Here is a 12,244-nt window from a genome sequence, read left to right as displayed (position 1 = left end):
GCAGCGGAAACGAGGTGAAAGTTTCACCCCTGCTCACGGGCGAAAGGCGGCGGCGCGGACGGGTCCTGGAGCGGGCCGCTGAGCTGGATGTTGGCGATCACCCAGCGCTCGCCCTGCTTGACGGCGACCAGGGTCAGCCGGAAGGAGTCGTTGACCTCGTGCCCTCTGACTGAGGTGCGCTGCTCCTGCACGCCGCCCACGATCGCGGTGTCGCCGTGGAGGCGCACCTGCGGATCGAGGATCTCGAAGTGGTGGTTCTTCAGGTCGCCCCGGTGCCGCCCCGCCCACTGCCGCTTGTCCAGCTTGAACCCCACGGGACCGATTCCGGCGAAGTCCTCGCCGAGGAGGTCGCCGAAGGCGTCCGCGTCGCCGTCGAGCTCGGCCCGTGCCCAGCGGCGGACGAGGTCGAGAACCTGCTCCTGACTGCTCATGATCTGCCCCTCTCTTAACCGGGGAAAAGTTCCCCACTTAAATCTGGCAGACACCGGGGACTCGCACAACCCCAACCGGGGAGTTTTCCCCCATATGCTGGTGAGTGTGATGAGCAAGCCCATGCGGGCCGACGCGCGGCGCAACCTGGAGCAGATCCTGCTCGCCGCCCGCGACATGGTCGCCGAGCGCGGCCCTGACGTCCCGCTCGACGACATCGCCCGGCGCGCCGGGGTCGGCAGCGCCACGCTCTACCGCCGCTTCCCCGACCGCGACGCCCTGCTGCGCGCGCTCGCGCTCGACGCCCTGACCAGGACGGCCGTCGCGGCCAAGGCGGCGGCCGAGCAGGAGCGCGACCCGTTCGAGGCACTGGCGCGCTACCTGCGCGAGGCGCTCGAGCTACGCGTCTCGGCCGTGCTTCCGGCCCTGCTCGACGTGGTGGACCCGGCGAACGATCCACTGCTTTCACCCGTGCGCGAGGAGTCCGCCCGCACGATACGCCGAATGATCTCCGACGCCCACGCGGCGGGCACGCTGCCGGAGGGTGTCACGTTCATGGACATCACGACCATGCTCGTACGGATCGCCCGCCCCCTCCCCGGGCCGCTCCCGGACGAGGCCAAGCACGCGCTCGCCCGGCGGCACCTGGAGCTGTTCATCCACGGATTGCGGGCGATGGGGGGCGGCGTGAAACTCTCATAGCGGCCGGCGGGACCGGCTTCGACCTCGCCACCCTGACCGGCCCTCGGCGTCCCGACGGCTCCATCCCCTCCTCCACCTTCCTCCGCCCCAAGAACGGCGCCGACGTAGGCGCCCGCCTCTGATCCCCACTCCCGGCGGGAGGGGCAGGGAGGTGACGTTGGTCGACCCTCTTTCCTGACAAGATCCCGCCCTGTATGTTCGACCCGAAAGAAAGTTTCACCAATGGAGGAGCGTTGGGCAAGAAGCTTCACATTCTGGCATTACCGATCGCCGCCGCGGCCCTGGCGCTGACGGCCGTTCCCGCGCAGGCGGCCGACGGCTATGACCGTTGCCCCGCCAACTACTACTGCCTGTTCTCCGGCCTGGACGGCACCGGCGACATCGTCCAGATCCAGAGCAACACCCCCGACCTGGCCGCCCTCAACATGGCCGACCGCGCCAAGTCCGACTGGAACCGCACGGGCTCGACCATCCACCTCTACTCGGAGGCGAACTACGGCGGCTGCTCGGCCGTGACCGTGGCCGGCGGGAAGGGCAACTTCTACACCCCGTTCCGCGACTTCTTCAACTCCGTACGCGTCGGCGGGCCGAACGGCCCGGCCTGCGAGACCTTCGCGACGATCAAGGCTCAGCCCACCGACTCGCACGGCTGATCATGGCCTGAGCGCCGCCAGGAAGCGGTCGGCCTCCGCGGCGAGCCGCGGCAGGTCGGCCGCCGGGTCGGCGGAGCGGGCCAGCAGCATGCCGCCCTCGCACAACGCGCCGAAGACGAGTTGTGCGCGCATGGACAGAACCACCTTGTCGCCCTCCGCCGTGGCCAGGTCGAGGCCGGCGAGCAGGACCCGTAGCGTGTGGGCGTACTCGATCTCGCGGACCGTCTCCCACCCCAGCACCGACGGCGCGTCGAGCAGGACGATCTGCCGGAAGCCCGGGTCGAGGCAGCGCTCGAGAAAGGTGCGGCAGCCGCGCCGCAGCGCCGCCCAGGGGTCGGGCTCCGACAGGGCCGCGCGCTCCACCGCGGCGGCGACCTCCTCCTGCTCCCCCACGAACGCCGCCCGAAATAGCGCGACTTTTCCGTTGAAGTGGTGATAGGCCGCCCCCTTGGTGACCCCGGCCGCGGCGGCCACCGCGTCGATCGACGTGAGCGCGTAACCATGAGCCCCGAACAGCTCCCGCGCGGCCCGCACCAGCCGCCCCGTGGTCTCGTCCGATCGCTCTGCCTGGGTACGGCGGATCATCGTGCTCCCATTGACTTACATACTCGCGGTACGTAACTTCGAAGAACAGTTACGTACCGCCAGTATGAAACATGGAGGTGGCTCGTGTCCCCCTCGTCCTCACCGCGCATCGCCGTCTACGGCGCCACCGGCCACACCGGGCGCCTGGTCGCGGCGGAGCTGCGCGCCCGCGGCAAGGAGGTCATCCTGGCCGGCCGCGACGACGGAGCGCTCAAGGCCCTGTCCGACGAGCTCGGCGGGGCGCCCGTGCACCAGGCCCCGCTGGACGACCCCGCCGCGTTACGCGCGCTCGCCGAGCAGGCGGCCGTGCTGGTCCACTGCGCGGGCCCGTTCACGCACACCGGCCGGCCCGTCGCCACGGCGGCGGCCGAGGGCGGCTGCCACTACGTGGACCACGCCCTGGAGCAGCACCACACGAAGTGGATGTTCGACACGATGCAGGAGCCCGCGAGGAGAGCGGGCGTCACCATGGTCACCGCGATGAGCTTCTACGGCGGGACGGGCGACCTGCTCGCCGCCGCCGTGGCCGACGGCCTGACGGACGTCGAACGGGTGATCACCGCCTACGCGGTGTCCGGCTGGCGGCTGACCACGGGGGCGAAGCAGACCGCCGAGCTGCTGTTCGCCGACACCCGGCGCATCACCTACACCGACGGCGAGCAGCACGTCGGCTACGTCGAGCCGCGCAACGCCGTCTTCCCGTTCCCGCCGCCGCTCGGCCCGCGCACGATGATCGCCCCCGTCCCGTTCTCGGAGGTCGTCACGGTCCCCAGGCACGTACGCGCGAGAAGGGTCGAGGCGCAGCTCACGGCGGACACGTTCCAGGAGGAGCAGGTGTTCACCAGCGAGGACGCGGACGCCGCGACCCGGGCGGGCTCCGCGTTCACGGTCGCCGCGCAGGTGATCACCGCTGACGGCGGCCGGGCCGGGCAGGTCAGCGGGCGCGACCTGTGGCGCATGAGCGCGCTGACCTCGGTGGAGGCCGCCGTCCGCCTGGCCGCGGACCCGGGGAGTCCCGGCGTGTACGGCCCGGCCGAGGCGTTCCCGGCGGAGCCGTTCCTGCGCGATCTGGAGCGGCTCGGCCTGTTCACCCTCACCCTGCCGAAGACGCCGGACAAGGAGGAGGAGCGATGATCCTGGTCACGGGAGCGGCCGGCGGCCCGCAGGGCTCGACCGGCCGGCACGTCACGAACCTGCTGCTGGAGCGCGGCGCGGCGGTGCGCGCCTTCGTGCACTCCGACGACCACCGGGCGGAGGAGCTGCGCAAGCTCGGGGCCGAGGTGGTGGTCGGCGACCTCAGGGAGATCACGTCGGTGCGGCCCGCCATGCGCGGGATCAGCAGGGCGTTCTTCACCTATCCGGTGACGGCGGGGCTGCTGGACGCCACCGGCGTGTTCGCCGCCGCGGCCAGGGAGGAGGGGGTGGCGCGCGTCGTCGAGGTGTCGCAGCTCGACGCGTCCCCCGACGCTCTCACGCCGCGGATGCGCCGGCACTGGGTGGCGGAGCAGGTGTTCGACTGGGCCGGGGTGGGCGCGGTGCACCTGCGGGCCGCGGTCTTCTTCGAGAACCTGTCCTTCGCCGCCTCGGGCGGCACGCTGGCGCTCCCGCTGGGGCCGCGCGACACCCGGATCCCGCTGGTCGCGGGCGAGGACGTGGCCAGGGTCGCCGCCGGGCTCCTGCTCGACCCCGGACCCGCCGATCCGGTGTGCCTGGTGACCGGGCAGCTGGCGACGATCGGGGAGGCGGCGGACGCGCTCGGGCTCTCGTACGCCGATCTGCCGCCCGAGGAGTGGGAGGCGCGGGCGCTGGACGTCTACGGGGACCCGTACACGGTGGAGCACCTGACGCACCTGTGGGCGATCTTCCGCCTCATCGGCTCCGGCGACCACCCGCTCTACCGGGTCACCGAGAGCATCGAGCGCTACGGCGGCCGCCCGCCCATGACTCTGGACGAATGGGGGAACCCCCGGCCGAGGAGCGGCCGGGGGTTCCGTGCGGGCGGGGATCAGCCGGTGTAGCCGACCGCCGACCAGTCGTAGAACTTGTAGCCGCGAGCGCCGAAGTTGGCGAGCGTCTTCTTCGTCGCCCAGATCTCCGGACGCTGGTACAGCGGGATGGTGTGCACCAGGTCCCAGATCATCTTGTCGGCGGCGTTCGCCAGCTCGTAGGCCTTGGTCTGGTCCGTCTCGTTCCCCACGGCCTCGATGGCCTTGTCGAGCTCAGGGTCGTTGCTCTTGGGGAAGTTGCTCTCGGAGCCGGTCTTGTAGATCTGCGGCAGGCCGCCGAGCGGCAGCGGCGTGCCGATCCACGTGAACGGCACCAGGTCGAAGTCGCCCTTGATGATGTAGTCGGTGAAGAACTTGTCGACCGGGACCGGGCGGACCGTGACCTTGATCCCGGCCTCCTTCAGCATGGCCTGGGTGAGCTCGCCCTCGGTCTTCGCGACGGGGGTGTCCGTCGGGATGACGAAGGTCAGGTCCAGCTCCTTGCCGTCCTTCTTGCGGTAGTCGCCCTCCTGCTTCCAACCGGCCGCGTCCAGCATCTGCTTGGCCTTGTCCAGGTTGTACTTGCCGATGTCGCCGGAGTTGTCGACGTAGGCCTTGTGGTTGTTCATGAAGACGTGGTTGCCGAGCGTCTGCAGCGGCCAGTCCATGTCCTTCAGGTCCGACTGCGTGATCACGTCACGGTTGATCGCGTAGGCGACGGCCTGGCGGACGGGCTTGTCCTTCAGGAACGTGCTCTGGTTGTTGACCGTGATGTGCCGCCAGTTGGGGCTGAGCGCCTTGCGGATGTCCGCGTTGGGGACCTCCTTGGCGCGCTTCAGGTCAGCGGGGGCGCCGGCCAGGATGTCCGTGGCGTCGAGCTCGCCGTTGGCGAAGCCGTTCACCGCGGCGGAGGGGTCCATCCACCGGAAGATGAGCTTGTCGAGCTTGGTCTTCTTGCCCCACCACTTGTCGTCACGCACGAGGGTGAGCGTCTTGGTGCCCTCGTCGATCTTCTCCACCTTGAAGGGACCCGCGGTGACCGGGATCTTCTGCTTGTAGTCGTTCTCGTACTTGTCCGGGTCGAGCACGTGCGAGGCGGGCAGAAGGTGGTTGGTGGACCGGTTGAACAGACCCTGCCACTCCAGGTACGGCTTGGCGAAGGTGACGACGGCGACCTTGTCGGAGTCACCCTTGGTGACCGACTCGATCTTGTCCCAGCCGTCCGTGGAAGCCGGCTTGTACTTCTTGTCCTTACCGTTGTTGACCTTCCACGCGGCCTCGAGGTCCTTCCACGTGATCGGCGTGCCGTCCGACCAGTTGGCCTTGTCGTTGAGCGTGTAGGTCACGACCTGCTTGCCCGACGACATGTCGTTCTTCACGTCGGTCACGTAGTCCGGGTTCGGCGTGAAGTTGGCCTTGTCGTCGGACACCATCAGCTGCGGCATGATCGGGTCGAGCATGTCCGCGGTGTCGGCCTGGTTGCCGTCGACGTGGTTGACGTTCCACTGGGTGGGCCACTGCCCGATGGGCAGGGTCAGCGTGCCGCCGTCCTTGACCTGGTCATAGGCGACCTGGTTGATGCTGATGGACGGGGTCTCCGCCATCTGCTGCTGAGCCTGCTGCGACTGCTCTGCGCTCGGCTTCTTGGCTGCACCGCCACCTCCGCCACAGGCCGCGACGGCCATGGCCAGGACCGCGATGCCCGCAGCCGCACGGTAACGAACCTTCACTTTTCCTCCTGATCGTCCGAGGCCGTGATGACCTCGATCTCCTCCGCGTAGTGGCAGGCGGCGCCGTGGTCCACGGCGTTCGCGAGCCGAGCAACCGAGGGCTCTTCGTCCACACACCGCCGTCGCTCCGCCTCGCTGAGCAGGGCGAACTTGGGGCAGCGAGTACGGAACCGGCATCCCGATGGCGGGTCGGCCGGGCTGGGCAGGTCGCCTTCGAGCAGGATCCGCTTCCGGGTCCGTTCCATGTCGGGGTCCGGCAGCGGGATCGCCGACAGCAGCGCCTGCGTGTAGGGGTGGGCTGGACGGTCGTAGACGTTCTCGACCGTGCCGATCTCGGCGATCCTGCCGAGGTACATGACGGCGACCCGGTCGGCCAGGTGCCTGACCACCGCCAGGTCGTGGGCCACGAACAGGTACGACAGGCCCAGCCGGTTCTTCAGCTCCTCCAGCAGGTTGATCACACCGGCCTGGATGGAGACGTCGAGCGCCGAGACCGGCTCGTCCAGCACCAGCAGCTTCGGCTCCAGCGCGAGCGCGCGGGCGATGCCGATGCGCTGGCGCTGACCGCCGGAGAACTGCTGCGGGTAGCGGTCGGCGTGCTCCGGCGACAGCCCGACCAGTTGCAGCAGCTCGGCGACCCGGGCGGCCACGTCCTTCCGCCCGTGCGCGCGCAGCGGCTCGGCGATGATGGCGCTGACCGGCATGCGCGGGTCGAGGGCGGCCATCGGGTCCTGGAAGACGATCTGCAGGTCGCGCCTGAGCTCCTTGCGAGCCCCGGCGTCGAGCTTGGCGCTGTCCTTGCCGAGCACGACGACCCGCCCGCCCTGCGGCGGCTGGAGCTGCATGATCTGCTGGAGCGTGGTGGTCTTGCCGCAGCCGGACTCGCCGACCAGGGCCAGCGTCTCGCCCTCGGCGATGTCGAAGCTGATGCCGTCCACCGCGAACACGGTGCCGACGCGGCGCTTGAGGACCGCGCCCTTCATCAGCGGGTAGTGCCTGATCATGTCGTCGAGCTCGAGCACCGTGGCGCGCTCGGCGCGCGGCACGCGTACCACGTCGCTCGGCGGGATGACCGGCACGGGGAACACGTCGGCCCCGGTCAGGCCCTTGTGCTCGATCTCGTGCGAGCGGATGCACGCCACGTGGCGACCGCCGCCGAACGGCGTCAGCGGCGGCTCCTCGTCGTCGCACATGTCCACCTTCATCGGACAGCGCGGTGCGAAGGGGCAGCCCGGCGGCAGCGCCGACGGCGAGGGCGGGTTGCCCTCGATGGGCACGAGCGGCCCCTCCTCGCCGTCGATCCTGGGGATCGAGGCGAGCAGACCCATCGTGTACGGCATGCGCGGCCGGTAGTAGATGTCGTCCACGGGCCCCTGCTCGACCGGCTTGCCCGCGTACATGACCAGCACCCGGTCGGCCATGCCCGCGATGACGCCCAGGTCATGGGTGATCATCACGATGCCGGCGCCCGTCTCCCGCTGCGCGGTCTTGAGCACCTCCAGCACCTGCGCCTGGATGGTCACGTCGAGGGCGGTCGTCGGCTCGTCGCAGATCAGCAGGTCGGGGTCGTTGGCGATGGCCATGGCGATCATGGCGCGCTGCCGCATGCCGCCCGAGAACTCGTGCGGGAACGCCTTGGCTCGCAGGTTCGGGTTCGGGATGCCGACCAGGTCGAGCAGCTCGACGGCCCGCTTGGCGGCCTTGTCCTTGGACGCCTTCTGATGGATGCGCACGGCCTCGGCGATCTGGTCGCCGATCGTGTAGACGGGCGTGAAAGCCGACAGCGGATCCTGGAAGATCATGCTGATCGCCTTGCCGCGCACCTTGATCAGCTCGTCCTCGTCCATCCCGAGCAGTTCGCGGCCGTGCAGCTTGGCCGAGCCGCTGACCACGGCGTTGCGGGGCAGCAGGCCCATGACCGCGAGCGAGGTCACGGACTTGCCGGAGCCGGACTCGCCGACGATGCCGAGCACCTCGCCGCGCTCGACCTCGTAGCTCACGCCGCGCACGGCCTCGATGCCGCCGGGGAAGGTGACGGTGAGGTCCTTGACCTCCAAGATGCTCACGAGTTGCTCCCCGGGTCGAGTGCGTCACGCAGGCCGTCGCCGATCAGGTTCACGGCGAGCACCATGGCCACCAGCAGGCCGGCCGGGAAGACGAACAGCCACGGATAACCGGTGGCGTTGCGCGAGCCCTCCGCGATCAGCGTGCCGAGCGAGACGTCCGGCGGCTGGATGCCGAAGCCGAAGAAGGACAGCGCCGCCTCGCCGATGATCGCGCCACTGACGTTGAGCGTGGCGTCGATGATCAGCAAGGAGGACAGGTTGGGGACGATGTGCCGGAAGATGATCTTCCAGCGCGGGATGCCCATGTAGACGGCGGCCAGGACGTACTCCCGTTCGCGGAGCGAGAGCGTCATGCTCCGCACCACCCGGGAGGTGATCATCCAGGAGAACGCGGCGAGCAGCAGCACGAACCACAGCCAGGAGGCGTCCCGCAGCCGCGGCGAGATGATGGCGATGATCAGGAAGCTCGGGAGGACCAGCAGCAGGTCGACCCCCCACATGAGCGCCCTGTCGATCCAGCCGCCGAAATATCCGGCGAACGCTCCCACGACCGCGGCGAGTCCGGTGGCGATCAGCGCGACCAGCAGGCCGATGATGATCGACTTCTGCATGCCGCGCAGCGTGACCGCGTACATGTCCTGGCCGATCGAGGTGGTGCCCCACCAGTGGTCGGCGTCCGGGGCCGACATGAAGGCCATGAAGTCCTTGTCGGTCCAGTCGTACGAGCCGAAGTAGGGGCCGACGTACGCGAGAAGGACCAGCAGCAACAGGGCGACGATGCCGTAACGCGCCTGCTTGTTGCGGAACAGGCGCCGCAGCACGACTTTCGAACGCATCTCAGCTCACCCGCACCCGAGGATCGAGGGCCGCGACCAGCACGTCGGACAGGAACGCGGCGAACAGGACGCACACGGCGGTGAAGAAGGTCACCGCGGCGACGGAGTTGACGTCGTTCGAGTTGATCGACTCGACCAGCCAGGCGCCCATGCCGTGCCAGGCGAAGATCTTCTCGGTGAACGTGGCACCGGTGAACATCGTGCCGAACGCGAAGGCGAAGTACGTGGCGGAGGGGATCAGCGCGGTGCGCAGTGCGTGCTTGGTGAGCGCGGTCCTGCGCCGCAGGCCCTTGGCCATCGCCGTGCGGACGAAGTCCTGACCCAGCACGTCGAGCATCATGTTGCGCTGGATGCGGCTGTAGAACGCGATCGAGCCGAGGCTGAGCGAGATCGTGGGGAGGATCAGGTGGTTCAGCCGGTTGAGGAACTGGTCCCAGCCCTCCAGTTTCGGGTTGTACTCGCCGGTGTACTCGATCAGCGTGAACCCGAGCCCGTCGTTGAGGCTGTACGTCGCGATGGCCAGCACCGTGGCCAGCACGAACACCGGGATCGCCATGATCACGAACGAGCTGACGCCTATTAACCGGTCGCTGAACTTGTACTGCTTCACCGCCGAGATCGCACCCAGCGCCACCCCGATGGCGAAGCCCAGCAGCGTGCCGATGAGCAGCAGCCGCAGGCTGACCATGATCCGCCGGCCCATCTCCTGATTGACCGAGCCGCCGTTCCAGGTCTTACCGAAGTCTCCCGTGATGACGCCCTTCGCCCAGGTCCCGTACCGCACGAGCACCGGGACCTTGTCGTTCAGGTTGTAGGCGTCCAGCGTGGAGTCGATGACCGACTCGGCGATGGGAGGTTGGCGGGCCTGATACGCGGCTCGCGGGTTCATGGTGCTGGCCGCGAGCATGTACGCGAGGCTCGCCGCGATGGCCACCAAGACCACATTTATTGCCAACCTGCGGAGCAGGTACTTGCCCATTACTCTCCGTTCGCGCTGACGGGGGGCGCGGACCTCCGGGCCGGAGTGGCGTCCCCGCAACGAAAACCCGTCTCGCAGTGCAAAAACGACTTGCAACGAGACGGCGATCAACGCGCAGAATATAAGCAAAGATGTAACAGTCAGAAACCGTCCGACATAACGGTAAGGTCACTCACAATAGATCGACAAGACCGGAACGATCGCTTACCACACCCCCTCTGACCTGCGGAAACGTGCCAGTTTAGGCGGACATTTCGGGATGCATCCGGGGGCTTGTGTCACGAAACCCGGACATAAATTGGCGACTACGCAAAGTGATCCACTTCACGTTGATCTCGTCGTCAAGTGAGTTCGGACAGCACCTTGGCGACGGCCTCATAAGAGTGCCCGACGCCGTCGTGGTTGCCCAGGCGGTGGCGCTCCAACCGGACCGCCCCGAGATGGCGCACCTCGTAGATCAGGGAACGCCAGGTCGCGGCGTCCCCGCCCGCCGGCTCTCCGTACCCGTCCCAGAACGCCACCCGCTCGTCCCGTTTGGCCGAGGCCATGCGGATGGTCCAGTCCGCGGCCGGGTCGCCCCACGAGGTGCGGTCCAGATCGAGCACGCCGGTGATCACCGGCTCGGGCGCACCTCGGGCGATCATGACGTTGACCGTCCACAGGTCGCCGGTGAGCAGGCGCGGCTCGATGATCTCGTCGAGCACGGCGCGGCGCTCCGCCGCCAGGACGGCGGCCTTGCGGACGTCGGCCGCGTCCAGGGCGCATCGATCCAGGTCAGACGCGATGCCCTCCAGGGCGGCGAGCACGGCTTCGCTCCAGGAGGCGTGCCCGCCGCCGGCGACCGGCCCGAACGCCGGTCCGCGCACCGAGTGGACGCTGCGGGCGATCTCCCCCATCTGGCGGAAGAACGTCGTACGGGCCGTGCGCGGATAGTCCCCCAGCCCCTCGGGGGCCGGCACCCCGTCGAGGAAGGTCTGCACGAGGTAGTCGCGGCCGATCAGCTCGTGCGACCAGTCCGCCGCGATGACCCGCGGCATCAGCGGGGCGATGACGGCGAGGTACGGCACGGTGGCGTACTCGTTGCGCATCAGCTCCCGCTCCGAGCCGAACTGCGCGGCGGGCTCCGGCGCGAACCGCACGACCACCGGCCGCTCCCGGCCCTCCACGGTGACGCGGTAGGTGCTGTTGTACGCCCCCAACCCCAGCTCGACGGCGGACCGGGCATCCCGCCCGAAGACGCGGCGGCACACGGCCTGGATGCGGTCGGGGCTCACCGGCCGCTGGAACGCGTCGGCGGCCCGCTCGATCGGCTGGAAATCCACCCGGTCATCCTCCTACATCCCGAAACAGGCGCGCATCGGTCCGAGGGGGGCCGGACGTGAGAGCCGTCACGGCATCCACTTGCCGCCCGCGACGTCGATCGTGAGGCCGGTGAGCCAGGACGAGGCGTCGGAGGCGAGGAAGGCCGTCACGTTCGCGACGTCGAGCGGGGTGCCGAGCCGCCCGAGCGGATGCTCGGCCAGCACGCGCTCCAGGTACTCCCGCGGCATGCGCTCCGCCAGCCGGTCCGTCATGATCGTCGAAGGCGCGACCGCGTTGACCCGGATGCCCGTGGGTCCGAGCTCGTGCGCCAGTTGCCTGGTCAGCCCGATGATTGCGGCCTTGGCCGCCGTGTACGCCACGGAGGCGGAGGTCGCGGTGCGGGCCGCCAGTGACGACATCGTGATGATGGACCCGCCGCGCCGCTCTCTCATGCGCGGCAGGAAGCCCTTGATCACCAGGAACGTCGAGGTGAGGTTGGCGTGCATGGTGGCGTGCCAGTCCTCCTCGCTCGTCTGGTCGATCGGCCGCGGGGTCCCGGCCCCGCCACCGGCGAAGATCGCCAGCACGTCGACGGGTCCGATCCTGCGCTCGACCTCCGCCCGCATCTCCTCGACGGCGGCGAAGTCGGTGGTGTCGGCGGCGACGCCGAGCGCCCCGCCGCCGATGCTCTTCACGGCCGCCTCGATCGCGCCGGGGTCGCGCCCGTTCACGACGACCCGCATGCCCTGCTCGGCCAGCACCCGGGCGGTCTCCCGCCCGATCCCCCCGGAACCGCCGGTGATCAGCGCTACCTTGCCCTGCAGATCCGGATACATCATCACTCCGCTCTCCGGCCCGTCTCTCAGAACTCCACAGTGCCCTGCGCGGGGGGCGCAGGACATCAGGTGCGAGGCGCGTCCCGGACTGCGCCGTGAGGAGTGCACCGCGTACGACGTCCATACTCCCGAAGTCGTACG

The 12,244-nt window shown here is 69.1% G+C and carries 12 protein-coding genes; 4 read left to right on the top strand and 8 right to left on the bottom strand.

Features of this window, described 5'->3' with window-relative positions; translation table 11 throughout:
• Nucleotides 1-23 precede the first annotated feature (23 nt).
• Nucleotides 24-431 (bottom strand): nuclear transport factor 2 family protein, encoded by a 408-nt coding sequence (locus tag H4W80_RS50055; RefSeq protein ID WP_192791511.1) that lies wholly within the window; start codon nucleotides 429-431, stop codon nucleotides 24-26.
• A gap of 109 nt (nucleotides 432-540) precedes the next feature.
• Between H4W80_RS50055 and H4W80_RS50050 the strand changes: the two genes are divergently transcribed.
• Entirely contained in the window at nucleotides 541-1,131 is a 591-nt protein-coding gene (locus H4W80_RS50050; protein ID WP_192791510.1) for a TetR/AcrR family transcriptional regulator, read from the top strand.
• A 233-nt stretch (nucleotides 1,132-1,364) separates the two neighbouring features.
• Nucleotides 1,365-1,784: a peptidase inhibitor family I36 protein gene (locus H4W80_RS50045; protein WP_192791509.1), complete on the top strand. Its 420-nt coding sequence runs from the start codon at nucleotides 1,365-1,367 to the stop codon at nucleotides 1,782-1,784.
• On the opposite strand, the gene H4W80_RS50040 is transcribed toward H4W80_RS50045, so the two are convergent.
• Nucleotides 1,785-2,369 carry a TetR/AcrR family transcriptional regulator gene (locus tag H4W80_RS50040; RefSeq protein ID WP_192791508.1) on the bottom strand — a complete coding sequence of 195 codons (585 nt, stop codon included), beginning with the start codon at nucleotides 2,367-2,369 and terminating at the stop codon, nucleotides 1,785-1,787. It abuts the gene before it with no gap.
• Nucleotides 2,370-2,453: 84 nt separating this feature from the next.
• Here H4W80_RS50040 and H4W80_RS50035 point away from each other — a divergent pair, with 84 nt between their 5' ends.
• Both H4W80_RS50035 and H4W80_RS50030 read left to right on the top strand, forming a co-directional pair.
• Nucleotides 2,454-3,503 carry a saccharopine dehydrogenase NADP-binding domain-containing protein gene (locus tag H4W80_RS50035; protein ID WP_318787429.1) on the top strand — a complete coding sequence of 350 codons (1,050 nt, stop codon included), beginning with the start codon at nucleotides 2,454-2,456 and terminating at the stop codon, nucleotides 3,501-3,503.
• Entirely contained in the window at nucleotides 3,500-4,387 is an 888-nt protein-coding gene (locus tag H4W80_RS50030) for an NAD(P)H-binding protein (protein WP_192791507.1), read from the top strand. Before H4W80_RS50035 ends, H4W80_RS50030 begins: the two co-directional genes overlap by 4 nt.
• Here the strand turns inward: H4W80_RS50030 and H4W80_RS50025 are convergent.
• The 6 genes from H4W80_RS50025 to H4W80_RS50000 all read right to left on the bottom strand — a co-directional run bounded on the left by H4W80_RS50025 (nucleotide 4,375) and on the right by H4W80_RS50000 (nucleotide 12,106).
• A complete protein-coding gene (locus tag H4W80_RS50025; protein WP_192791506.1) occupies nucleotides 4,375-6,084 on the bottom strand; it encodes an ABC transporter family substrate-binding protein in 1,710 nt (569 codons plus the stop codon). The two genes, H4W80_RS50030 and H4W80_RS50025, sit on opposite strands and share 13 nt — an antisense overlap.
• Nucleotides 6,081-8,150 (bottom strand): ABC transporter ATP-binding protein, encoded by a 2,070-nt coding sequence (locus tag H4W80_RS50020; RefSeq protein WP_192791505.1) that lies wholly within the window; start codon nucleotides 8,148-8,150, stop codon nucleotides 6,081-6,083. The genes H4W80_RS50025 and H4W80_RS50020 overlap by 4 nt, the downstream gene beginning before the upstream one ends.
• Nucleotides 8,147-8,986 (bottom strand): ABC transporter permease, encoded by an 840-nt coding sequence (locus H4W80_RS50015; RefSeq protein WP_192791504.1) that lies wholly within the window; start codon nucleotides 8,984-8,986, stop codon nucleotides 8,147-8,149. Before H4W80_RS50015 ends, H4W80_RS50020 begins: the two co-directional genes overlap by 4 nt.
• 1 nt (nucleotide 8,987) lies before the next feature.
• On the bottom strand, nucleotides 8,988-9,965 hold the full coding sequence (locus H4W80_RS50010; protein ID WP_185072391.1) for an ABC transporter permease: 978 nt from the start codon (nucleotides 9,963-9,965) through the stop codon (nucleotides 8,988-8,990).
• Nucleotides 9,966-10,306: 341 nt separating this feature from the next.
• A complete protein-coding gene (locus H4W80_RS50005; protein WP_192791503.1) occupies nucleotides 10,307-11,287 on the bottom strand; it encodes a phosphotransferase family protein in 981 nt (326 codons plus the stop codon).
• 66 nt (nucleotides 11,288-11,353) lie between these two features.
• Nucleotides 11,354-12,106, bottom strand: coding sequence for an SDR family NAD(P)-dependent oxidoreductase (locus H4W80_RS50000; RefSeq protein ID WP_192791502.1), 753 nt, complete (start codon nucleotides 12,104-12,106; stop codon nucleotides 11,354-11,356).
• Between the last annotated feature and the right edge of the window lie 138 nt (nucleotides 12,107-12,244).

It is taken from the genome of Nonomuraea angiospora (assembly GCF_014873145.1).
GTDB lineage: Bacteria > Actinomycetota > Actinomycetes > Streptosporangiales > Streptosporangiaceae > Nonomuraea > Nonomuraea angiospora.
The sequence above is the reverse complement of the archived record's forward strand: the minus strand, read 5'-3'. Positions and strand labels throughout refer to the sequence as shown.